22 protein-coding genes are annotated in these 21,838 nt (G+C 61.1%); 10 read left to right on the plus strand and 12 right to left on the minus strand.

What is annotated here, in order from left to right; all coding sequences use genetic code 11:
• The first annotated feature begins 46 nt into the window (after positions 1-46).
• Positions 47-1,261 carry a hypothetical protein gene (locus tag AB1K63_RS03220; RefSeq protein WP_366958494.1) on the plus strand — a complete coding sequence of 405 codons (1,215 nt, stop codon included), beginning with the start codon at positions 47-49 and terminating at the stop codon, positions 1,259-1,261.
• Positions 1,262-1,318: 57 nt separating this feature from the next.
• On the opposite strand, the gene AB1K63_RS03225 is transcribed toward AB1K63_RS03220, so the two are convergent.
• Complete coding sequence (locus AB1K63_RS03225) at positions 1,319-2,029, minus strand: NYN domain-containing protein (protein WP_366958495.1); 711 nt, start codon at positions 2,027-2,029, stop codon at positions 1,319-1,321.
• Positions 2,030-2,071: 42 nt separating this feature from the next.
• Positions 2,072-2,725: a carbonic anhydrase gene (locus AB1K63_RS03230; protein WP_366958496.1), complete on the minus strand. Its 654-nt coding sequence runs from the start codon at positions 2,723-2,725 to the stop codon at positions 2,072-2,074.
• 60 nt (positions 2,726-2,785) lie between these two features.
• On the opposite strand from AB1K63_RS03230, the gene lipA reads away from it, so the two are divergent.
• Positions 2,786-3,739: a lipoyl synthase gene (gene lipA, locus AB1K63_RS03235; RefSeq protein WP_366958498.1), complete on the plus strand. Its 954-nt coding sequence runs from the start codon at positions 2,786-2,788 to the stop codon at positions 3,737-3,739.
• A complete protein-coding gene (locus AB1K63_RS03240; protein WP_366958499.1) occupies positions 3,739-4,200 on the plus strand; it encodes a type II toxin-antitoxin system RatA family toxin in 462 nt (153 codons plus the stop codon). Before lipA ends, AB1K63_RS03240 begins: the two co-directional genes overlap by 1 nt.
• On the opposite strand, the gene AB1K63_RS03245 is transcribed toward AB1K63_RS03240, so the two are convergent.
• Both AB1K63_RS03245 and AB1K63_RS03250 read right to left on the minus strand, forming a co-directional pair.
• A complete protein-coding gene (locus AB1K63_RS03245; protein ID WP_366958500.1) occupies positions 4,161-4,661 on the minus strand; it encodes a CinA family protein in 501 nt (166 codons plus the stop codon). The two genes, AB1K63_RS03240 and AB1K63_RS03245, sit on opposite strands and share 40 nt — an antisense overlap.
• Positions 4,662-4,666: 5 nt before the next feature.
• A complete protein-coding gene (locus AB1K63_RS03250; protein WP_366958501.1) occupies positions 4,667-5,815 on the minus strand; it encodes a bifunctional 2-C-methyl-D-erythritol 4-phosphate cytidylyltransferase/2-C-methyl-D-erythritol 2,4-cyclodiphosphate synthase in 1,149 nt (382 codons plus the stop codon).
• A gap of 76 nt (positions 5,816-5,891) precedes the next feature.
• On the opposite strand from AB1K63_RS03250, the gene dusB reads away from it, so the two are divergent.
• From dusB to hflX, 7 genes are all read left to right on the plus strand, one after another.
• Entirely contained in the window at positions 5,892-6,908 is a 1,017-nt protein-coding gene (gene dusB / locus AB1K63_RS03255) for a tRNA dihydrouridine synthase DusB (protein WP_366958502.1), read from the plus strand.
• On the plus strand, positions 6,905-7,972 hold the full coding sequence (locus AB1K63_RS03260) for an ATP-binding protein (protein ID WP_366958503.1): 1,068 nt from the start codon (positions 6,905-6,907) through the stop codon (positions 7,970-7,972). Before dusB ends, AB1K63_RS03260 begins: the two co-directional genes overlap by 4 nt.
• Positions 7,962-9,392, plus strand: a complete 1,431-nt coding sequence (locus AB1K63_RS03265; RefSeq protein WP_366958504.1) for a sigma-54 dependent transcriptional regulator — start codon at positions 7,962-7,964, stop codon at positions 9,390-9,392. The genes AB1K63_RS03260 and AB1K63_RS03265 overlap by 11 nt, the downstream gene beginning before the upstream one ends.
• Positions 9,393-9,440: 48 nt before the next feature.
• Positions 9,441-11,648 (plus strand): ATP-binding protein, encoded by a 2,208-nt coding sequence (locus AB1K63_RS03270; RefSeq protein WP_366958505.1) that lies wholly within the window; start codon positions 9,441-9,443, stop codon positions 11,646-11,648.
• The gene (locus AB1K63_RS03275) at positions 11,648-13,033 is read left to right on the plus strand and encodes a sigma-54 dependent transcriptional regulator (RefSeq protein ID WP_366958506.1); all 1,386 of its coding nucleotides are present in this window, start codon (positions 11,648-11,650) and stop codon (positions 13,031-13,033) included. The genes AB1K63_RS03270 and AB1K63_RS03275 overlap by 1 nt, the downstream gene beginning before the upstream one ends.
• Before the next feature lie 122 nt (positions 13,034-13,155).
• Positions 13,156-13,695 (plus strand): RNA chaperone Hfq, encoded by a 540-nt coding sequence (gene hfq, locus AB1K63_RS03280; protein WP_366958507.1) that lies wholly within the window; start codon positions 13,156-13,158, stop codon positions 13,693-13,695.
• Positions 13,692-15,008, plus strand: coding sequence for a GTPase HflX (gene hflX, locus AB1K63_RS03285; protein ID WP_366960635.1), 1,317 nt, complete (start codon positions 13,692-13,694; stop codon positions 15,006-15,008). The genes hfq and hflX overlap by 4 nt, the downstream gene beginning before the upstream one ends.
• Here the strand turns inward: hflX and mazG are convergent.
• The 8 genes from mazG to AB1K63_RS03325 are packed head-to-tail and all read right to left on the minus strand — an operon-like array spanning position 15,005 to position 21,794.
• Entirely contained in the window at positions 15,005-15,769 is a 765-nt protein-coding gene (mazG, locus tag AB1K63_RS03290; RefSeq protein WP_366958508.1) for a nucleoside triphosphate pyrophosphohydrolase, read from the minus strand. The two genes, hflX and mazG, sit on opposite strands and share 4 nt — an antisense overlap.
• A gap of 44 nt (positions 15,770-15,813) precedes the next feature.
• On the minus strand, positions 15,814-15,984 hold the full coding sequence (locus AB1K63_RS03295) for a hypothetical protein (RefSeq protein ID WP_366958509.1): 171 nt from the start codon (positions 15,982-15,984) through the stop codon (positions 15,814-15,816).
• Positions 15,981-16,748 (minus strand): MBL fold metallo-hydrolase, encoded by a 768-nt coding sequence (locus tag AB1K63_RS03300; protein WP_366958510.1) that lies wholly within the window; start codon positions 16,746-16,748, stop codon positions 15,981-15,983. The genes AB1K63_RS03295 and AB1K63_RS03300 overlap by 4 nt, the downstream gene beginning before the upstream one ends.
• A complete protein-coding gene (locus AB1K63_RS03305) occupies positions 16,745-17,521 on the minus strand; it encodes a TatD family hydrolase (protein WP_366960636.1) in 777 nt (258 codons plus the stop codon). The genes AB1K63_RS03300 and AB1K63_RS03305 overlap by 4 nt, the downstream gene beginning before the upstream one ends.
• On the minus strand, positions 17,521-19,080 hold the full coding sequence (gene metG, locus AB1K63_RS03310; RefSeq protein ID WP_366958512.1) for a methionine--tRNA ligase: 1,560 nt from the start codon (positions 19,078-19,080) through the stop codon (positions 17,521-17,523). The genes AB1K63_RS03305 and metG overlap by 1 nt, the downstream gene beginning before the upstream one ends.
• Entirely contained in the window at positions 19,073-20,026 is a 954-nt protein-coding gene (locus tag AB1K63_RS03315) for a DNA polymerase III subunit delta' (RefSeq protein WP_366958513.1), read from the minus strand. Before AB1K63_RS03315 ends, metG begins: the two co-directional genes overlap by 8 nt.
• A complete protein-coding gene (gene tmk / locus AB1K63_RS03320; protein WP_366958514.1) occupies positions 20,026-20,661 on the minus strand; it encodes a dTMP kinase in 636 nt (211 codons plus the stop codon). Before tmk ends, AB1K63_RS03315 begins: the two co-directional genes overlap by 1 nt.
• A complete protein-coding gene (locus AB1K63_RS03325) occupies positions 20,658-21,794 on the minus strand; it encodes a D-alanyl-D-alanine carboxypeptidase family protein (RefSeq protein ID WP_366958515.1) in 1,137 nt (378 codons plus the stop codon). Before AB1K63_RS03325 ends, tmk begins: the two co-directional genes overlap by 4 nt.
• Positions 21,795-21,838 lie beyond the last annotated feature (44 nt).

The following is a 21,838-nucleotide window of genomic DNA, read 5'->3' on the forward strand; positions in this document are numbered from 1 at the left end:
GGCATGCGGGTCCGCCCTTGGAACAGTCGCTCTTGCTTCTCCGGCAATGGCTCAGGAAGAACAGCAGGAGAGGGAACCGCAGTACTCGGACGAGTTCCGTACGGCCTATCCGCCTGTTGACGCTCTAGTGAACGAGCAGCAGGATTACGATGCTGCGAGAGCGCAGATTCCTTCCCTGGTAGCATCGGCGACAACTCCGGACGACAAAAACGTCGCCGGTGGACTTCTTTTCAAGCTCGGTCAGAGTCTTAGCGATAGCCAAGTGCAGTTGCAGGGCATCAATCTGATGCTGGAGAGCAACCTCGGTGGGCCGGTTCGGCAAGGGCAGCTCCGCTATGCAACGTACAGCCTGTACGAGGACGCCGGCGACCTGGAAGCTGCACGAGCCGCGCTCGAAGAGGCAGCGTCATCAGGATACGCCACAGAGGGACAACTCACCGACGGTACGAAAATTACGATTGACGGCGACTACATGCGCCTGATGGCAGCCGAAACCTACTTTCAAAATGATCAGACGCGCGAAGGTCTGGCATACGTCGACAATCTCGTGTCGCAAAAGATGGATGCGAACGAACTCCCGTCTGAGCGTCTCTTGAGCCGAGCGCTCGGCGAGGCTTTCGGGGCTGATCTGCTCGATGATGCCGGACGATACAGTGTTCTTCTGGTGAAATATTTTCCGAATGAAATGAACTGGAAGAATGCCCTGGCGGTGGAGCGTGCAAAGCCTTACGGTGATCCCATCTCATTGGACCTTCTCCGATTGGCGTCAAGAACGGACAATCTTGAGACAGATCGCGATTATTCTGATTACATCCAAGCTGCTGATGTAAATCGGCTGCCTGCGGAGGTGAACAGAGTGTTCAGTGAAATGATGGCGAAGGGTGTTCTCGAGAATTCGCCGGAAAATACCGCTTATGCCAACGAACTTCGAAGCGATATCAGCGATCGTTTGGAGAACGACCGGGAGGATCTTCCCGCACTTGAAGCTGACGCTCGTGGTGCTGGTGCATCAGCGACTTTGGTCACGCGGACGGCCGATTCCTTCTTTTCCCATGAAAACTACGCGACTGCGGAAGAGCTATACGATCTTGCCTTGACGAAAGCGGATTCTGACAGGGATCTCCTCTACACCCGCAAGGGCATTGCGCAGATTGAGCAAGGCAAGTTCAGCGAGGCGCTCGGAACGCTTGCGCAGGTGCAGGGTCAGCGCAAGCAGGTCGCCGATCTGTGGGCCGCCTATGCTCAGCAGCAAATGTCCTGAGTTCTGGACCGAAACACATCACGAGGGCGTCGGCATCTGCCGGCGCCCTTTCTCGTTTCAGCGCAGGCGTTTGACGTAGATCTGGTTATTGGGTCCGCGCTTCATGTCGAAGCGATCCAAGGAACGCACAAGCTCCGAAAGGCGCTTGAAGCCGTAATTGCGAACGTCGAAGCTTGATCGGTTTCCGGCGATCTGTCCGACTTCCTGCAGTTTCGCGAAGCCTTCGTCGTCGCGGCTGGATGCTTTCCAGGCATGCCCCAGCAATTCGATCACGTCCTCTTCGACGACATCGTGCTGCTCGCTGCCGCTTGGCGCCTGGTCGGCGCGGATCAGCTTGTTGATGTCAAGGAAACGGGTGCAGGCGGCCTTCAGGGCATCGGGCGAGCGCTGTTCTTCACCGAAGCAGTAGACCGGCAGGCCGTCCTGCCTGAGGCGGGAGATCAGCGGGGTGAAATCACTGTCCGAACTCATGATCCCGAAACCGTCGACCTTGCCCTGATAGAGGAGGTCGACCGCGTCGATCGTCATGGCCATGTCGGTCGCGTTCTTTCCGCGGGTCAGATCGAATTGCTGCTGCGGACGAATGCCGTAGCGATTGGTAATATCGCCCCAGCGCTTCAGGGCGTCCTTGGCCCAGTTCCCGTAAGCCCGACGGATGTTGACCTGGCCCAATTCGGCGAGGACCGTCAGGACAGCATTGATGCCGTCCGGATTGACGTTGTCCGCATCGATGAGCAGCGCGATGTTCTTGGCGTCCATTTCTGACATCGGGCGCCTATCGCAGTCCGTAAGGGGGAGGGCAAGCCGCCCTCAGTTCACCGGGCCGAACCGTCCGCTCTTCTCGTCCAGCAGGTGAAGCACGCCGTGCGAGATCGCGAACCACGCACCGCGCAGGGTGAGACTGCCTTCGCTTTCCTTTTCGCGGACCGACGGAAACGTCCTGAGGTTCTGCAGGCTCGTCCTGACGGCTTCGTGCTCCATCGCGCGAAGGGCTTCGCGGCCCTCGGTACCCTTTTCCGCCGTGACCTTGTCGCGCGCATCATCCAGCATAGCTATCCAGTGGGCGACGAAGCCGCCTTTGCCCATTTCCGCGCCTTCCATCGAGCGCTTCAACGCAGCTTCGCAACCACCGCACATTCCGTGCCCCATCACGACGATCTCTTCGACGCCCAGCACCTCGACCGCGAATTCCAGTGCCGCGGATACACCGTGCTGGCCCGGCGTCGTCTCGAACGGAGGGACGAGCGCGGCGACATTGCGCACGACGAAGATTTCGCCCGGGCTGACGTCGAAGACCTGCGCCGGATCCACCCGGCTGTCGGAACAGGCGATCACCATCACCTTGGGTGACTGGCCTTCGCGCAACTGGGCCCAACGCTTGCGGTTGGGTTCCCAGCCGACCTGACGAAAACGTTTGTATCCATCGATGAGGCGCAGCAGCGGCGCGGAAACATTCTTGGCCATGGGCCGGTGCCTAGTCCGCACTGGTTGCCTCTGGCAAGAGCGGCTCCTAGATGGACGCCAATGAACGATCTTGCATCAGCGCCCAGACCCGAAACCGACCGACCGGTACGCCAGCGCAAGCCCGACTGGATCCGGGTGAAGGCACCGGTCAGCGAAGGCTATCACGAGACGCGCCGTCTCATGCGCGAGCTGAACCTCAATACCGTCTGCGAGGAAGCCGCCTGTCCCAACATCGGAGAGTGCTGGACCAAGAAACACGCCACGGTGATGATCCTGGGCGACGTTTGCACCAGGGCCTGTGCATTCTGCAACGTGAAGACCGGCATGCCTCGCATGGTCGATCCGCTGGAGCCGGAAAACACGGCCGTAGCGGCAGCGAAAATGGGTCTCGAACATATCGTCATAACGAGTGTCGACCGCGATGACTTGCCTGACGGCGGCGCGAGCCAGTTCGTCAAGGTGATCGAGGCCCTGCGAAGGGAAACGCCCGGCACGACGATCGAAATCCTGACCCCGGACTTTCGCGGGAAGATGCGTGCCGCGGTCGAAGCGATCTGCGAGGCAGGTCCCGATGTCTACAATCACAACCTGGAAACCGTCCCGCGTCTCTATCCCACGATCCGCCCGGGCGCCCGCTACTACGCATCCCTGCGGCTGCTGGAGGAAGTGAAAGCGCATGATCCGCTCATCTTCACGAAGTCCGGCATCATGCTCGGTCTCGGCGAGCAACGGCTCGAGGTGCATCAGGTCATGGACGACATGCGCAGTGCCGACGTCGACTTCATCACGATGGGCCAGTACCTCCAGCCGACCCCGAAGCACGCTGCGGTGGAGGATTTCGTAACGCCGAAGGCATTTGATGCGTTCGGTTCGATCGCGCGGGCAAAGGGCTTCCTGCAAGTTGCGTCGAGCCCGCTGACCCGGTCCAGCTACCATGCCGGTGACGACTTTGCTCAGATGAAGGCGGCACGGGAAGCGAAGCTGGCCAAAGAGAAGTCGCGCGCGACTGCCTGATGCCGAAGATCCGCGAACACCGCGTGCTGCCTTACTCGGCCGAGCAGATCTTCGATCTTGTCGCCGATGTCGCGAGCTACCCGGACTTCCTTCCCTGGGTGGTCGCGACCCGCGTGCGCAAGGATACGGAGCAGGAACTGGTCGCCGACATGGTGGTCGGGTTCAAGTCGCTTCGCGAGAGATTCACGTCGAGGGTCGAGAAATCGCGGCCCTCTCGGATCGTGGTGCACTACGTGGATGGTCCGATGCGCGAGTTGGACAACCGCTGGCTCATCACGCCGGTTTCGGAAACCGAATGCGAAGTCGATTTCTGCGTCGATTTCACGTTCAAGAACCGGGTCTTCGAAACCTTGGCTGGGCAATATGTGGATCGCGCCTTCAGAAAGCTCATCGGTGCGTTCGAGGCGCGAGCGGAAGAGCTCTACGGCAGCAGCAGGTCCAGCGCGCACAGCGCCGCCTGACGACGTATTTCCGAACGGCCGATATCGCCGAACCGTTTCATTTCGCCTTCCTGCTCGCTGTCCTCGCCACGTATCGCGCGCGCGAAGACAACCGTCCCCACAGGCTTCAATTCGCTACCACCGGCGGGTCCGGCAATTCCGCTGACGGCCACGGCAACGTCCGCCTGACTGTTGGCGATCGCGCCCTGCGCCATGGCCCAGACGCATCCAATCGAAACCGCCCCGAGGGTTTCGATGATGTCCAGCGGAACGCCGAGCATGTCGCATTTGGCGTCGTTGGAATAGGTCACGAACGCGCGTTCGAGAACTGCTGACGAACCGGGTATCTCCGTAAGCGCGGCCGCAACCAGTCCCCCGGTACAGCTTTCGGCCGTGACGATCTTCCGGCCGGCCGCGCGGTTTTCCGCAACAACCCGCTCCGCAAGTTCGATCAGGTCTTTTGGCAGGATCGAGTCGTCCATGACCTTCAGTCCTTTAGCAGCATGACGGTGGCTTGTGCGGCAATACCTTCTCGTCTGCCCATCGGCCCCAGCCCTTCGGTCGTAGTGGCCTTCACGCTGACCTGATCGAGCTCGCAGCCAAGCAGGCCTGTAATCTTGTCGCGTATCGCATCGCGATGGGGTCCGATCTTGGGGGCTTCGCAAATAATGGTGAGGTCGGCATTACCGATGCGATATCCGCGCCCCTCCATCAAACCGATCGCGTGCGTGACGAAGCGGTCGGACGAAGCGCCCCTCCATTTCTCGTCGCTCGGCGGAAAATGGGTACCGATATCCCCTTCGGTCAGGGCGCCAAGTATCGCGTCGACCAGGGCATGAAGCACGACATCTGCATCGCTGTGCCCGGAAAGGCCGTGGCTGTGAGCGATCTTCACGCCGCCGAGCCAAAGGTCTTCTCCCTCTACGAGGCGATGGACATCATATCCGGTACCGATCCGCGCGGAGGGCTGCGTGGTCATGAAATCTTCCCTGAATGTCAGCTTCTTGAGCGTTTCGTCGCCCTCGACCAGGTCGACCTTCATGCCGGCGGCCATCGCCACCTGAGCATCGTCCCCCGCGGTTGGCTCGCCTTTCCAGGTCCGATGTGCATCGAGGATGGACACGAAGGCGAATGCTTGCGGGGTCTGGACCCGGCGAAGGACATCCCGGTCGGCTTTGGCTTCCATCCGGCCGCTTCGTTCGATGCACAGGCTGTCGACGACCGGGAGGACGGGGATCGCGGCCTCGCCGGTTTCGAGGGAGGACAGCAAGCGCTCGAGGACCTCGTCGGGAATGATCGGCCGCGCGGCGTCGTGGATGAGGACACTATCGGGTTCGAAATCGGCGATCGCTTCCAATCCGTTGCGAACCGAGCCCTGTCGGGTCGTTCCCGCCACTGCGAGGACTACGCCGTCTTGTCCTGAAAGGATCGCTTCGATCTCGCGCGTCAGTCGTTCCGGAACGACGATGGCAATCGGCTTCGCTCCTGCCTTCGCTAGACGTTCGACGGAGTGGAGCAGAACCGGCTTCCCGCGCCATACGGCCAGTTGTTTCGGGATGCCGAGGCCGGCCCTGCTGCCTTCGCCGCCTGCGACGATAACGGCGGCGAAATTCGATCGGATCGGGGCAGTTGGCATTACGCTCGAGCGGCTAGCGGGTTGCGGGTACGGTCGCAATCCACTAAGCGCTGCCTAAATTTTAAGCACGACGACCATGGCCCTTCCGACACCTCCTCCATTGCGCCCCATATCCGTGGGTCCGGTGACGATCCACGATCCGGTGATCCTCGCGCCGATGACCGGCGTGACGGACCTGCCGTTCCGCACGCTGGTCAGGCGTTATGGCTCGGGCCTCAACGTTACGGAAATGATCGCGAGCCAGGCGGCCATCCGCGAAACCCGCCAGAGCGTGCAGAAGGCGGCCTGGGACCGGACGGAAGAGCCTGTGTCCATGCAACTGGTCGGTTGCGATCCGGAAAGCATGGCAGAAGCAGCCAAGCTGCAGGAGGGCAACGGCGCGGCGATCATTGATATCAACTTCGGTTGTCCGGTTCGCAAGGTCACGAATGGCATGGCCGGCAGCGCTCTCATGCGAGAAGTCCCGCTCGCGACGAAGCTGATGCAGGCGACGGTCGAGGCGGTGAACGTCCCCGTGACCGTCAAGATGCGGATGGGATGGGATCATGCCAGTCTCAACGCACCCGAACTCGCGCGCATCGCCGAGGATCTCGGCGTGAAGCTGGTGACCGTCCACGGACGGACCCGCAACCAGATGTACAAGGGAAGCGCGGACTGGTCCTTCGTGCGCGAGGTGAAGGACGCCGTTTCCATTCCCGTGATCGTCAACGGCGATATCTGCGACATCGGCGACGCTTCGACCGCTTTGCAACAATCGGGCGCGGATGGCGTAATGATAGGGCGGGGCGCTTACGGCAAACCCTGGCTGCTCGCGCAAGTCATGCACTGGTGGCGAACGGGCGAGAAACTGGAAAGCCCGAGCTTCGACGAGCAATACGATCTGGTGGTCGAGCATTACGAACGGATGCTCGATCATTACGGGTCGGATGTCGGCGTCAAGATCGCCCGCAAGCATCTCGGATGGTATACCAAGGGAATGCATGGTTCTGCCGAATTCCGGAACCACGTGAACTTCATCGACAACCCGAAGCAGGTGCTTGGCGAGCTTGCCCGGTTCTACGAGCCATTTCTCAACCGGCGCGCGGCTGCGTGAACGCACGTTCGCCAGCGCCGGATGCGCAGGCGCAGATTGCCGGCCTCGCTTTCGGTGTAATCCTGATCGATCTGGCCGGTCGCATCGAAAGCGTGAACCAGGCGGGAGAGGAATTGCTTGGCACCAGCGCGTCACGCCTGGTCGGCAAATCGCTCGGCGAAGCGATCTGGTTCGAAGACGCCATCATCCTCGAGCGGGTCGAGACCAAGCTGGAACCGCTGGTCGCCCGGGGGATCGGCTTGCGGGTCGGGCATAAGGCGCTGAAGGTCAATCTGACCGTTTCCCCGCTCACGGCCTATCCGGAATGGAAAGTCCTCACCCTGAGCGATGCATCCCGGGACGACTGGGAAATCGCGCAATACGATACGGTGGCTGCCCCTGCGGTGCTGGCGCATGAGATCAAGAACCCGCTCGCAGCCATAAAGGGGGCGGGGCAATTGCTGGCTCGGGGCGCCGATGCGGACCAAAGGGCCCTCACGGACCTGATCGGAAACGAAGTGGCACGGATCGCCGGCATTATCGACCGGATGCAGGAACTGGGAAGCAGCAAGCCCCTGCCGCTGAAATCCGTCAATCTCCATCGATCGGTTCGGCGTGCCCTCATGAGTGTGCGGCATCGCGCCGGAACGGATCGCGTCAGAATCGTCGAGGAGTTCGACCCGTCCTTGCCCAAAATCCAGGCGAACGAAGAAGCGCTGGAGCAGGCCTTGATCAATCTCCTCGCGAACGCCTACGCCGCTTGCGAAGTGGCGGAAGACCCTCAGGTCGTTGTGCGAACCCGCTACGCGAGCGGCCTCGCGAGCCTTGCCCCGGGCCATTCGCGAGCGTCATTCCTGCCGATCGAGATTTCGATCGTGGACAACGGGCCGGGAGTCGAACCGTCAATTGCGGGACGCATGTTCGAGCCCTTCGTCACATCGAGGCGCGGTGGTCAGGGATTGGGCCTCGCACTTGTTCGCAAGTTTGTCGCGGGAATGGGTGGCGCCGTGACCCACCGGCGAGACGCGGAGCGCGAGCAGACGATTTTCCAGATCCAATTGGCGCGAGCGTCCGATGACCGATAATTCGAAACCTTCCGTCCTACTCGTGGAAGACGATGAGTCGATTGCGACGATCATCCAGGCAGCATTGCGGGACGCCGGTTTCCGGACGACACGGGCTGCGAGTATCGCCGCCAGGAATGAAGCGCTGGCGGACGCCACTTTCGACGTGGTGCTCACCGATGTCATTCTTCCGGATGGCGATGGCATCGAAAGCCTTCCCGGCACGGTGATCGCCGACACGCCCGTCGTAGTCGTCTCTGCACAGAATACTCTCGATACGGCAGTGCGAGCATCGGAAATCGAGGCTTTCGAGTATTTTCCGAAACCGTTCGACATCGACGAACTCGTCGAGGCCGTCCGGCAGGCGGCATCGAAGCGAGCGCCGGGCAAGACCGACAGAAATGCCGATGACGGGATGCCGCTTGTCGGACGCAGTCCCGCGATGCAGGCAGTCTATCGCCTTATCACGAGGGTCCTGCGCAACGACCTGACCGTCATCATCACCGGGGAATCGGGTACCGGCAAGGAACTGGTGGCCGAAGCGATACACGAATTGGGCCATCGCAAGACAGGACCGTTCGTAGCAGTCAATACGGGCGCCATTCCCCGCGATCTCGTCGAAAGCGAACTTTTCGGACATGAGCGAGGGGCATTCACAGGTGCGGTCTCGCAATCGATCGGCAAATTCGAGCAGGCAAATGGCGGCACACTGTTCTTGGACGAAATCGGCGACATGCCACCCGAAGCGCAGACCCGTCTCTTGCGAGTGCTCCAGTCCGGACGAGTGCGCCGGGTCGGGGGCAAGCACGAGATACCGGTCGATGTGAGGATAATCGCGGCCACAAATCGCGATCTCATGCCGATGATCGACAGCGGCGAGTTTCGCGAAGACCTGTTCTATCGCCTCAACGTCGTGCCGATCAGGCTGCCGGCGCTGCGAGAGCGGAAATCGGATATCGAACAGCTCGCACACCATTTCCTTGTCGAGGCGCAGGAAGAAGGGCTCCCGCGCCGCGAACTCGATTCTGACGCTATCGCGTTCCTGTCCGAGAAGGAATGGCGAGGAAACGTCCGCGAACTGCGCAACACGATGTTCCGGGCCGCTTTGTTATCGCGGGAAGAGACCATCTCGGTTGCGATCCTGCGAGAGACCGGAGAGCCGGAGGGTTCAGTCAGCCGTGCCGGCACCGACGAGGACCTTGGAAGCGCGTTGGCGCGGTGGCTTCGCGAACAGTCGCCGGTACCGGGGCGTGTCTACCAGGAAGCGCTGGCGGCTTTCGAAGCGCCGTTGATTTCACACGCGCTTATTCTTTCGGAAGGCAACCAGTTGCGCGCCGCCGAGTGGCTGGGGATCAACCGGAACACGTTGCGCAAGCGCTTGACCGACCTTCGGCTCGACCCGGATGGCTTTGCATCCGGCGCAGAATCTCGGAAAGCCTGACAGATTGCGCTTGCTTTTGCGACACAGGACTGTTGTCAATTTGCAACGATGGAACTCGCCGCCCTGACTCCGGAACATCACACGCCGCGCTGGCGGAGGCGTTTCGCCGTGGCTGCCAAGCGGGCCAACCTGTTCGGGATACTGGAAATCGCGTCGGGAGTGGCATTCGTCGTAATGGCGATTGCCGCCTGGTATGCATTCTCGAGTTACCCTGCCGAAGGCCAGCTGCTGCCTTCGGGCCAAGTGGCGACCCTGCTGATCGGAACCCTCATTCCGGCCATGGCGCTGCTTGTCCTGCTGGGCCGCAGGATAGCTCTGCGAAGAGCAGCCGGCAGTACGGCACGCCTTCACGTGCGGCTCGTGTTCTTTTTCTCATTGGTCGCTGCAATACCGACTTTGCTCGTGGCGGGATTTGCGGCGTTCCTGTTCCAGTCCGGCGTCGACTTCTGGTTCTCGGACGATGCGCGCGGCCTGATGCGCAATGCCGACGAGTTTTCGCGCAGCTATTACGAAGACAACCAGAACGATCTGGCGGAGCAGACCGTCGCGATGGCGAGCGACCTCCGGTACACGCTCGTCAATAGCGGGCAGACTGCCTTCAACGATCCGGACTTCGTTGAATGGCTCGCGACGATCCAGTTCGGCGGCCGATCCATCAGTGAAAGTGCCATACTCGTGGCTACGGATGGCGGATCGATGCAGACTCTCGCACTCTACGACATCTCCCCCGAAAGCGAGCCTGCCGAGTTCGGTACCGCCAACAAGTCTCGTCTGGACGCCGGCGAGAGGGCCGTCGTCGAAGGCGACGAAGCACGGATACAGGCGCTGTCCGCGATCGACCGCGAGCAGGGCTTGTACCTGTACAACGTCCGGAACCTGCAGGCACTGGAATTCGACACCTGGGTCCGCGTCCGGGACATGTCGAGTTCCTACCAGATGCTCGTCGACCGTGCCCGCGCGCTCCAATTGCGGTTCAATCTTGCACTGTTCTTCGTTTCGCTGGCGCTTGTGGGCCTCGCAGTCTGGTTTGCACTGCGGTTCGCCGACCGTCAGGTCGAGCCCCTGACGGACCTCGTGCTGGCGGCCCGCCAGGTCGGTTCCGGCAATTTCTCGCTGCGTGTGGCCGGACGGACCGGGGCGGACGAAATCGGCCTTCTCAACCGCGCCTTCAATCGCATGACCGCGCAGATCGAGAAGCAGACCGATGCCCTGCTCGGCGCGAATGAGCAGCTCGAAGAAAGGCGCGCTTTCGTCGAGGCACTGCTAGAATCCATATCCGCCGGAATCGTTTCGACCGACCGGGACGGCAATATCCTGCTGATGAACAGTTCCGCCAAGACGTTCCTCAACCCCGGCGAAAAGTCGACGCTCGAGAAGATACAACCGCAAATTGCCGAGCTCCTTCGCAGCGGCGACATGGCAGGTATCGTCCAGCACGAGCGGGACGGCGAATTGCTGACCCTCGCCGTGAAAATCGCCCAAACGGACGAAGGCTGGGTCATAACCTTCGAGGATATCACACGGCAACTGCTGGACCAGCGGCAGGCTGCATGGTCGGATGTCGCGCGACGCATCGCGCACGAGATCAAGAACCCTCTGACGCCGATCCAGCTGGCTACCGAGCGACTGAAGCGGCGCTATGCCAAGGAGATCGAGACCGATCCGGCCCTGTTCAACGAGCTGACCAGTACGATCGTCAGGCAAGTCGGTACGCTGAGGAAGATGGTGGACGAGTTCTCGTCCTTCGCACGCATCCCGAAACCGGTATTCCGGCAGGAGGACATGGTGGATCTGGTGCGCCAGGCCATGTTCCTGCAGGACGTCGCGCACCCCGGGGTCGAATTCGAATTGACCGGGGACGTGACATCCACCGCAAACGTCGCCTGTGATCGCCATCAGGTCGGACAAGCGCTGACGAATGTCCTCAAGAATGCAGTGGAAGCCATCGAGGCCCGCGAGGCACGGGATGGATCCATGGAATTCTCCGGGCGCGTGCTGCTTCGGTTTGCGATGGAGGATCGTTTCGCGCGGATCGATGTCGAGGACAATGGCATCGGACTGCCGAACAAGGGCGAGCGTATCGTCGAGCCGTATGTGACGACCCGCGAAAAGGGCACCGGCCTCGGCCTCGCGATCGTCAAGAAGATCGTCGAGGAGCACGGGGGAGACATGAACTTCGCCGACGCAGGGGAGGGGGGCACCCGGGTCACCCTGCGCTTTGCTCGCGAACCGGAATCTGATGAAGGAGGCGCTTGATGGCGCTCGATATTCTAGTTGTCGACGACGAACGCGACATCCGCGATCTCGTATCCGGCGTCCTGACGGACGAGGGTTACGAATGCCGGACCGCAGCGGACAGCACGGCTGCCCTTGCCGCGATCGACGAGCTTCGACCCAGTCTCGTGCTGCTGGATGTCTGGCTGCACGGCAGCCCCATGGACGGGCTCGAAGTGCTGGACGCGATCAAGGTCCGCGAGCCGGAACTGCCCGTCATCATATTTTCCGGCCACGGCAATATCGATACGGCCGTTTCCGCCGTCAGTCGCGGTGCGATGGACTTCATCGAGAAGCCGTTCGAAGCGGAGCGCTTGTTGCTCCTAGTGGCGAGAGCGACGGAAACCGAACGTTTGCGCCGGGAAAATACCAGGCTGCGCGAAAGAAATACCGGTGAGGGTATTGAATTTACAGGTAATTCAAGCGCAATCAATCAGGTTAGGGCCACCCTGAAGAGGGTGGCCGGGACCGGCAGTCGTTTGCTTATTACCGGCCCTGCCGGTGCGGGAAAGGAAGTCGCGGCGCGGCAGTGTCACGACTGGAGCACGCGCAGCAACGGTCCCTTCGTCACGGTCAATTCGGCACGCATCACCGCAGATCGCTTCGAGCATGAGCTGTTCGGGGAGGAAAGCGACGGGAAGCTGGTGCGGGAAGGGCTGCTCGAGCTCGCCGACGGTGGTACGCTCTATCTCGACGAAGTCGCCGACATGCCGCTTTCGACACAGGCGCGTATCCTGCGGGTCCTGACCGAGCAGAGCTTTGCACGCGTGGGCGGAACGCGGCAGATCAATGTCGATGTCCGCGTCATCTCCTCCACTTCCCGTGATCTTCGGAAAGAGATCGAAGCCGGGACCTTCCGCGAGGATCTCTTCTACAGGTTGAATGTGGTTCCTGTGGAAGTACCGTCGCTTGCCGAGCGGCGGGAGGACATTCCCATGCTCGCCAAGCACTTCTTCGCCCGACTCGCGACGGAGCAGGGGATCCCACCGCCGCAACTGACCGACGAAGCGATGGCGGCGCTCCAGGCATACGATTGGCCGGGCAATGTGCGGCAGCTCAGGAATGTGATCGAGCGCACCCTGATCCTTTCTCCGCGCGACGAACTGGAATCCATTTCGCCGGAGCAACTGCCCGGGGAAGTCAACGGCACCGACATGTCTAACGGAGCCGGTATCGGTGCGATGATGGGGGTTCCGCTGCGTGAAGCGCGGGAATCCTTCGAGCGGGAATATCTAACTGTCCAGATCCGCCGGTTCTCCGGCAACATATCACGTACTGCGACGTTCATCGGAATGGAACGCTCGGCCCTTCATCGAAAACTGAAGCTGCTGGGAATGGCCGAACGCAAGAAAAACGAGACCGACTGACATGCGGCGGTCCGGCATCTTGGCAATTTTGGTGCGACGCACCATAAAGAGAGGGAACTTCGGCGAAGGCTGGGCGCTTTTTGCCAGAATGCGGCACGTTGCCGCCAATAATGGAGCGAAAAATGGCTGCCAGTGGTACTCTTTCGGCGAGGCCCGTTTCGAAGCCTGAACCGACGGAAAAAGCCGGTAAGCATCCCAACTTGCAGGACGCTTTTCTCAACCAGCTTCGCAAGGACCGCACGCCGGTCACGATGTTCTTGGTCAAGGGCGTGAAGCTGCAAGGTATCGTCACCTGGTTCGACAATTTCTCGATCCTCCTGCGTCGGGAAGGTCAGTCGCAACTCGTGTACAAGCACGCCATCTCGACGATCATGCCCAGCGATCCGATGGATGGTAGCCAGTTCGCGAGCCAGGACAGCAGCAAGAAGCAGCGCTTGTTGCAGGACGTCTTCCTGTCGCGCGTTCGTGACGCGGACGTTCAGGTCACCATGTTCCTGGTCAACGGTGTTATGCTTCAGGGCGCGATTGTCGCATATGACCTTTTCTGCGTTCTTCTCGAGCGTGAAGGCTTCGTGCAGCTCGCCTACAAGCACGCGGTGTCGACCATCCAGCCTGCGACGAACATCGACCTGTCCGAAGATTTCGAAGGCGACGACAGCTGAGTTTCGACGACGATCTCCAGAATGAAGTCTCCCGCGGCGCGCGTGCGATCGTTGTTTGCCCGGATGTCCGTGGGCAGACCTACGATCTCGACGCGGAGCAGCGGCTCGAGGAAATTTGCGGGCTTGCCCTCGCGATCGGGATCGAGGTCGCGTCGCGTGCCATTCAGCCCGTAAGGGACGTGAAACCCAACACGTTTTTCGGTTCCGGTCAGGTCGAGGCGCTCGCCGCCGAAGCGGAAATGGAAGACGCAACACTGATCGTGGTGGATGGGGCACTGACGCCGATCCAGCAGCGAAATCTCGAAACGGCGCTAGAGCGCAAGGTCATCGACCGAACCGGTCTAATTCTGGAGATATTCGGGGAACGCGCGGCGACGGCGGAAGGCCGCCTGCAAGTCGAGCTGGCCCATCTCGACTACCAGCAGAGCAGGCTCGTGCGAAGCTGGACTCACCTGGAAAGGCAACGCGGCGGCTTCGGCTTCCTAGGCGGACCGGGTGAGACACAGATCGAAGCCGACCGTCGCATGATCCGTCAGCGCATGGGCCGTCTGCGGCGCGAGCTCGAGCAGGTGCGAAAGACGCGCGCTCTTCATCGCGAAAGACGGGGCAGGGCACCGTGGCCCGTCATCGCCTTGGTGGGATATACGAACGCCGGAAAGTCCACGCTTTTCAATCGGATGACGGGTTCTGACGTCATGGCGGAAGATTTGCTCTTCGCAACGCTCGACCCCACGATGCGCGCCGTCCGTTTGCCCGGCGTCGAGAAGGCTATTCTATCCGACACTGTCGGTTTCATCTCCGACTTGCCGACGCAGCTGGTCGCCGCCTTTCGCGCGACGCTGGAGGAAGTGACCGCGGCCGACGTGATCGTGCATGTCAGGGACATGGCAAACCCGTCCGCGGGCGCGCAGAAAACCCAGGTCCTGCAGGTGCTGGAAGAACTCGATGTCATCGCCGACGGGGTATCGACCATTCCGATCGTCGAAGCCTGGAACAAGATCGACCTCCTCGACACCGAGCAGCGCACGGAACTGCTCGATCAGGCGCAGAGAGAGCAAGACGTGATCGCCGTGTCCGCGTTGACTGGAGAGGGGGTGGAAGAGTTGTTCGGAATGATCGACACCTTGCTGACGCGAGAAGCGAGGACCCATCATTTCGTGTTGCCAGCCTCGGCAGGACGGGAGATTGCATGGCTGCACGCGCATGGTGAAGTCATCGAAGACGAGGATGCGGGAATGGGTGAGGGCGGTCCGCAGCGCGCGCTATCCGTTCGCCTAAGCTCGAAAGACTTGGGTCGGTATCGAAGCCTTTAATTATCAGAAATCTGGACGGACTTCTTGACGGCCTGCCACAGATTTTCCTGTTGTTCGAGATCGAGATCCTGAAATCTCCCTTCGGCCAAGGTCTCCATCGCGCGAAAGCGCCCCTCGAATTTATCGTTGGCCGAGCGAAGAGCGCTTTCCGGCTCGATGCCGTACGCGCGGACCAGATTGACGGCTGCGAATAGCAGATCGCCTGCTTCTTCCAGTCGCTTGTCTTCCGGCGCTTCCTTCAGTTCGGCCATCTCCTCGACCACTTTCGCCGCGGGACCTTCGGGATCCGGCCAGTCGAAGCCTGTTCGCGCTGCCCGCTTCTGCAGTTTCTCGGCACGCAGTAAGGCCGGTAGTGCCTTGGCGACGCCATCCATGGCGCTCGCCGCGCCTTTTCTGTTTCGTTCGCTTTCTTTCAGATCCTCCCAGCGGGTTTCGTCCATTCGGCCGCCGGCTTCGTCGAAGATGTGCGGATGACGCGCGACCATCTTGTCGCAGATGCTCCTGGCAACGTCTTCGAAGCTGAACAGGTCTTGGTCTTCGGCCATCTGCGAGTGAAATACGACCTGAAGGAGCAGATCTCCCAATTCTTCGCGCAAGTCTTCGGTCGCGCCGCGCGCGATCGCGTCGGCAACTTCGTATGCTTCCTCAATCGTATAGGGCGCGATCGTCTTGAACGTTTGAGCCTGATCCCATTCGCAGCCGTTCTCGGGGTCGCGAAGGGTGGACATGATCTGCAGAAGGCGGTCGGTCTGGTCGGACATATATCAGAGTGATAATATATATTATGTAAAGTAAAGGAGCCTTGTCAAAGTGCGATCGCGTTCATCAAAAGGGTCGCCCCCGCAAAGATTGCGCCCCATATGAGAATGTACACGAGCCCTTTTTTCCAGCTCAACTGATATCCGGCCAGCGCACCCGCTGCGAGAGCAAGGACGCCGATCCCCCAGATAATTTGATACCACTGCATATCGTTCATGCTACGATCTCCAAGCCGTCGAAGCCGACCACCACACCGTCGGGAAGACCGGACTGGAGCGTCGCGTAATCCATGCTGGTGTCCATATGGCTCAACACCGTCTTACGTGCTCGCGTCCGCGCAGCGAACTCCAGCGCCATTTCAAGGTTCGCGTGCGTGGGATGATGCTCCTTCCGCAAGCAGTCGGTGACCAGAACATCGACGCCGTCGAACAACTGCAGCATCTTGTTCGTGATCTGATTGAAGTCCGTCGCGTATCCTATTGATTTCCCGTCGGCATCGAACCGGAAACCTGTACTTTCCGTCGGTCCGTGCGGCATCTGGCACCATTTGACCCCGAAGCCGGCGCAGATGCGAACGGTGTCGAGCGTCTCCAGCTTGACGATCGTGGGATAGCCATGCTGACCTGCAAAGATGTAGTCGAAGCGCTGGCGAAGCCGCCGGACCGTTTCACCGGAGCCGTATCCGGGAATGGGTACCTTTCGCTTGTAACGAAGGACGCGCAGATCATCGATGCCGTGACAATGGTCGGCATGGTCGTGCGTCCAGAAAACGCCGTCGATCCTGGCTATTCCGTTGGCGAGGCATTGCTGGCGAAGGTCCGTCGACGTGTCGACGAGCAGCCGACCGCCCTCGTCGTTCTCCACCATGATGGATACGCGCGTTCTGCGGTTTTTCGGTTCCTCGGGATCGCAGGCACCCCAATCGCCATCGAGGCGAGGCACGCCGCTGGAGGTTCCGGAGCCGAGAACCAGGACTTTCATGCTGCAGCTTTTTTGAACAGTTTGAAGAAGTTATCTGTCGTTTCTGTCGCCAGTTCTTCTGCGCTCTTTCCGCGAAGTTCAGCAAGGAACTTTGCAGTGTCGCTCACATAGGCTGGCTCGCACGACTTGCCGCGATGGGGCACCGGCGCCAGGAACGGACTGTCCGTTTCGACGAGCAGACGACCGGCAGGGATAGTCTTTGCGACTTCCTGGAGGTCCTTCGCGCTCTTGAACGTGACGATGCCGGAAATTGATATCGACAGGCCGAGATCGAGAACATCCCGGCCGAATTGGGCCGATGCGGTAAAGCAATGGATTAGTGCCGGAAATTCCCCGCGTTCGGTTTCGTCCTGCAATATCTTCAGCGTGTCCGCTTCTGCATCGCGGGTGTGAATGATGACCGGAAGTCCGGTCTCGCGCGAGACATCGATATGCATGCGAAACAGGCGCTGCTGCGTGTCCCGGTCCGACTTGTCGTAGTAATAATCCAGTCCGGTTTCGCCGATCCCGATAACCTTTTCGTGCTGGGTCGCTTCCAGCAGTGTATCGCGAGCCAGATCGGCATGCGCATCGGCGTTATGGGGGTGGATGCCCACACTGGCCCAGACATCCGCTTCCCTGGCAGCTGTTCCTACGACTTGATCCCATTCGCTCTGCTTTGTCGAGATATTGAGGAATCCGCCGATTCCCGCCGCTCTACCGCGGTCCAGAACAGCGCCCTGCTCTTCGACGAGACCTTCGTATTCGAGGTGGCAATGGCTATCGATCAGCATCATGCAGCCTCCACCTCAGGAAGCTCGAGCCGCGGGAAGACCGGTTTGGGCGGATCTATCCGGTGACCATTTGCAGCAAGGGCGCCGAACCAGCTTTCGTCCGCCAGATCGGCGTAGGAGCGCCGCTCCGGATTGACGCCAAGCTGGTCCAGTATCTGACCCGCCTTGTCCGGGATCACGGGCTGGATCGCGAGAGCGAGGTCGCGAATGGCGATAAACAGTGTCAGCAAGACCTGACGCATGCGTTCCGGATCTGTCTTCTTGAGGGCCCACGGAGCCTGCTCGTCGACATACTGGTTGCATGCGTAAACCGCCTGCATCCATGCTTCGATGCCGTGCGAGAAGGCCAGAGCCTCGAACTGCGCGGGCAATTCCGTCCGGCAGGCGTTCTGGACATGCGAAAGAAGCGTCCGATCATCCCCTGCAGGCTCGAAAGAACCGATCTGACCGTCGAGGTTCTTCGCAATCATCGAAAGGGTGCGTTGCGCCAGATTACCGAAGCTGTTGGCGAGTTCGGCGTTGCAGCGCATCACGATCGCTTCCGGGGAATAGCTGCCGTCCTGGCCAAATGTGACTTCGCGCAACAGGAAGTATCGCAGGTTGTCGACCCCGAACTGATCCGCCAGGACGAGCGGATCGGTGACATTGCCCAGGGATTTCGACTCCTTCTGCCCCCTGTTCAGGAGGAACCCGTGGGCAAACACTTTCTTCGGGACCGCGATGTTCGCGCTCATGAGAAAGGCCGGCCAGTATATCGTGTGGAACCGGACGATGTCCTTGCCAATCAGGTGCAGATCTGCCGGCCAGAATTTTTTCCAGTTCTCGCTATCCTCCGGATAGCCGAGCCCCGTGATATAGTTCGTGAGCGCATCGACCCAGACGTACATCACGTGGTTGTCGCTGCCCGGAACCTTGACGCCCCAGTCGAAGCTGGTCCGGCTGATCGAAAGGTCTTTCAGCCCGCCTGAAACGAAGGCGAGCATTTCGTTCCGGCTGCGTTCGGGTTCCAGAAATCCCGGTGTCTCGAGAAGCTCCTTCAGCTGGTCCGCGTATCGCGACAGGCGGAAGAACCAGCTTTCTTCCACGGTCCATTCCACCGGGGTACCTTGCGGCGAGAGCTTTTCGCCCCCCTCCCCTTCGACGAGCTCCTTCTCGTCGTAATAGGCCTCGTCCCTGACTGAATACCAGCCTTCGTACCGGTCCAGATAGAGATCGCCATTCGCCTCCATCGCTTGCCAGATCGCCTGGCTTGCGCGGTGATGGTCGTCGTCAACCGTTCGGATGAAACGGTCATATCTGACATTCAAAGCGTCGCACATGGCCTTGAAATGACCTGACATCTCATCGGCGAGCGCGCGCGCGGTGGTGCCCTGCTCCTCCGCCTTGCGGGCCATTTTCAGCCCGTGCTCGTCGGTCCCGGTCTGGAACCGGACGTCCTTGCCATTCAGGGACTGGAATCGCGCGATGACATCGGCAGCGATTGCCTCGTAGGCATGACCGATATGCGGGCGCCCGTTCGGGTAGCTGATTGCGGTGGTGATATAGTATGGATCAGACATCGACCCGATCCCTATGAGGGGAAGCGGAGGCTAGCAAGTCGCCCAGACGGGCTAGAAGCAGGGCGGCATCGAAATTGTAGGTGGGAGCCTGTTCGGCAAGCGCCACGACCTGGCGATAGGCAGCATGGATAGCCGCGAGGGAGGAAGAATCGGCGTTCGGGACCTCGCCTGCCAGAACCGCGCAAGCGAGTTCGAGCGTCGCGCCGATCTTCTCCCTGTCCGGCCGCGCTCCGATGCGGGCGATCATCGCTTCGCGCCGCGTGCTGTCGGGATCGCCCTGCTCCACGATCTGCTTCATCGCCATGTAGACCGAACCCAGATCCTTCCGGACGAAATCGAGAGCGGCCCCGGGTGAGCCGGCCGCGGCGATCATGGCGGCTTCGATTGTCTCAGAATTCGCATCGGCGGCTTCCCGAGCCAGCAATTGTCTCAACTCCGTCGCCGGCACGGATCGGAACCGCAGCACCCGACAGCGCGACCGGATGGTCGGCAGCAGCCGCGCGGCATTGTGGGATACGAGGAAGAAGATCGTTCCTGCGGGCGGTTCCTCCAGGCTCTTGAGCAGGGCATTCGACGCGCCTTTTTCCAGATCGTCCGCGGCATCGATGACGATCGCGCGCCTGTCACCCAGGGTCGGTCGCGTTTCAAGCCTGCGCTGCATAGATCGGATCTGGGCGACAGGGATGTTCCGCTTGGTCTCGAAAGGCTTGCCCTCGGCGCGCTTCTTTTCTTCCTTCTCGTCTTTCGGAAGCCGTTCGAGAATGTGAATGTCTGGGTGGCTTCGCGGATCGGTGGTGGACGCGACGAGGTCCGCTGCCGCGGCAAGCGCGAACTGCATTTTCCCGAGACCCTTCGCGCCGGCGAGAAGCCACGCGTGGTGCATCCGTGCATCGGCCTGCGCATCGTGCCAAGCGGCCCAGGCGGCTTCATGACCGATGAGTGGCATCACCGGAGCTCCAGGCGATCGGCAACGGCCTCGACCACCCTTGCGTGGACTTGGTCGGCGTTCCCGGATCCGTCCAGCACCACGAAGCGGTGTGGCTCGTCGGCCGCGAACTTGCGGAAGGATTCGCGTACCGCACCGTGATAGGCGGCTGCCCGGCCGCCGATAGCATCGGAATTCCCGCCGTCCCGCCGGGCGAGCCTGTGCGCGATTTCTTCGTCCGCCACGTCGATCAGAATGGCGAGGTCTGGCAGCAGCCCGTCGCTTCCGAAGGTATGCAGGGCCTTGATGGTCTCGTCATCCAAGCCCCCCGCCCCGCCCTGGTAGGCGCGAGACGAGTCCAGGAACCGATCGCAGACCACGGTAATGCCGCTCGCGAGGGCGGGCGCGATCCTGTTGCTGACGTGATCCGAGCGAGCCGCAGCGAACAGGAGAGCTTCGGCCTTCGCGTTCCATTCCCTGCCCGGAGGATCAAGAAGGAGTTTCCTGATGGACTCCGCACCGTCGGTGCCGCCCGGCTCGCGGGTCAGGTCGACGGACAGGCCCAGCTTCTCGAGGTGGTCGGCGAGCATTTTCGCCTGGGTGGACTTGCCGGCCCCCTCCCCCCCTTCGAAGGCGATAAAGTGTCCCGTGCTCACCGGAAGACGCCCGCCAAACCGTTCACCACGCGTCGCGGGAAGGACGCCTGCTCGACCTTGTCCGCCGCTTCGAGCGGTATGACGGTGTCGGGCAGGCCCGGGGTCGCAACCACGAGATCGGCCACGTGCTCGCCCTTTTCGATCGGTGCGCGAAGGGGACCGCGATAGCGGATCGTCGCATCCTGTTCGCACGCGCTTCGCGATGGGCAAGCCAACACGACCGGATGCGAAGTCGTCAGGTCGACCGAGAAACGGTCTCCGTCCTGCACCTCGGCCTGGCCGACAACCGCCGCTTTCCCGAATAGCGATTTGCGCTGGAAGCCATCGAAGCCCCACTCTACGAGGTTGCGCGAAACCTCGGCGCGATCGCGGGAACTCCCCATGGCACCGACCACCATCACGATCCGTGTGTCGCCCCGTTTCGCGCTTCCGACGAAACCGTAGCCGGCATGGTTGGTGTACCCCGTCTTCACCCCGTCGGCGCCCGGGACGACCCCGGTGATCGGATTGTGGTTGGACTGGGCGATGCCGTTATAGCCGAACTCCGACTTGCCGTAGTACTGCCGGTATTCCTCCGGATGCCGTTCGATCAGCGCACGCGTGAGCTTCGCCAGATCGGCAGCCGTCGTGAAGGTCCGGCCCTCGTCCGGCCAGCCGTTCGGAGTACCGAAACGGGTATTGTTCATGCCCAGGCGACGCGCCTCGGCGTTCATGCGTTCGACCCAGCGGGAGACCGAACCGAGACTTCCCTCGGCGAGCATGATGGTGGCGTCGTTGGCCGAGATCGTCGTAATCGCGGTCAGCAGGTCGGCGACCCGGACGCGGTCGCCGGCTTCCAGGAACATGCGCGAACCCTGGCCCGTCCATTCCTTCGCGGCCTCGTCGCTCATCTCGAAGACGGTGTCGGGCTTGATCCTGCCTTCGTCCATCAATTCGAACGCGACGTAGGTCGTCATGATCTTGGTCATCGATGCCGGTACGAAACGGCGATCGGCATCCTTGGAGAACAGGACCTGGCCGCTGGACTGGTCGATCACCAGCGCGATCGGCGCATCGCGGGCGATAAGACTCGCTTCGCCCGGCGCGGGGCCCGCGCCGACGCCCAGCATCGATGCGGATACGCCGACGACCAATGCAGGAACCGTCTTGATGTGGATGTCTCCCCGCCACCGGCGGG

Origin of the sequence: Qipengyuania sp. JC766, assembly GCF_040717445.1 — a bacterium.
In the GTDB taxonomy this organism is placed as follows: domain Bacteria; phylum Pseudomonadota; class Alphaproteobacteria; order Sphingomonadales; family Sphingomonadaceae; genus JC766.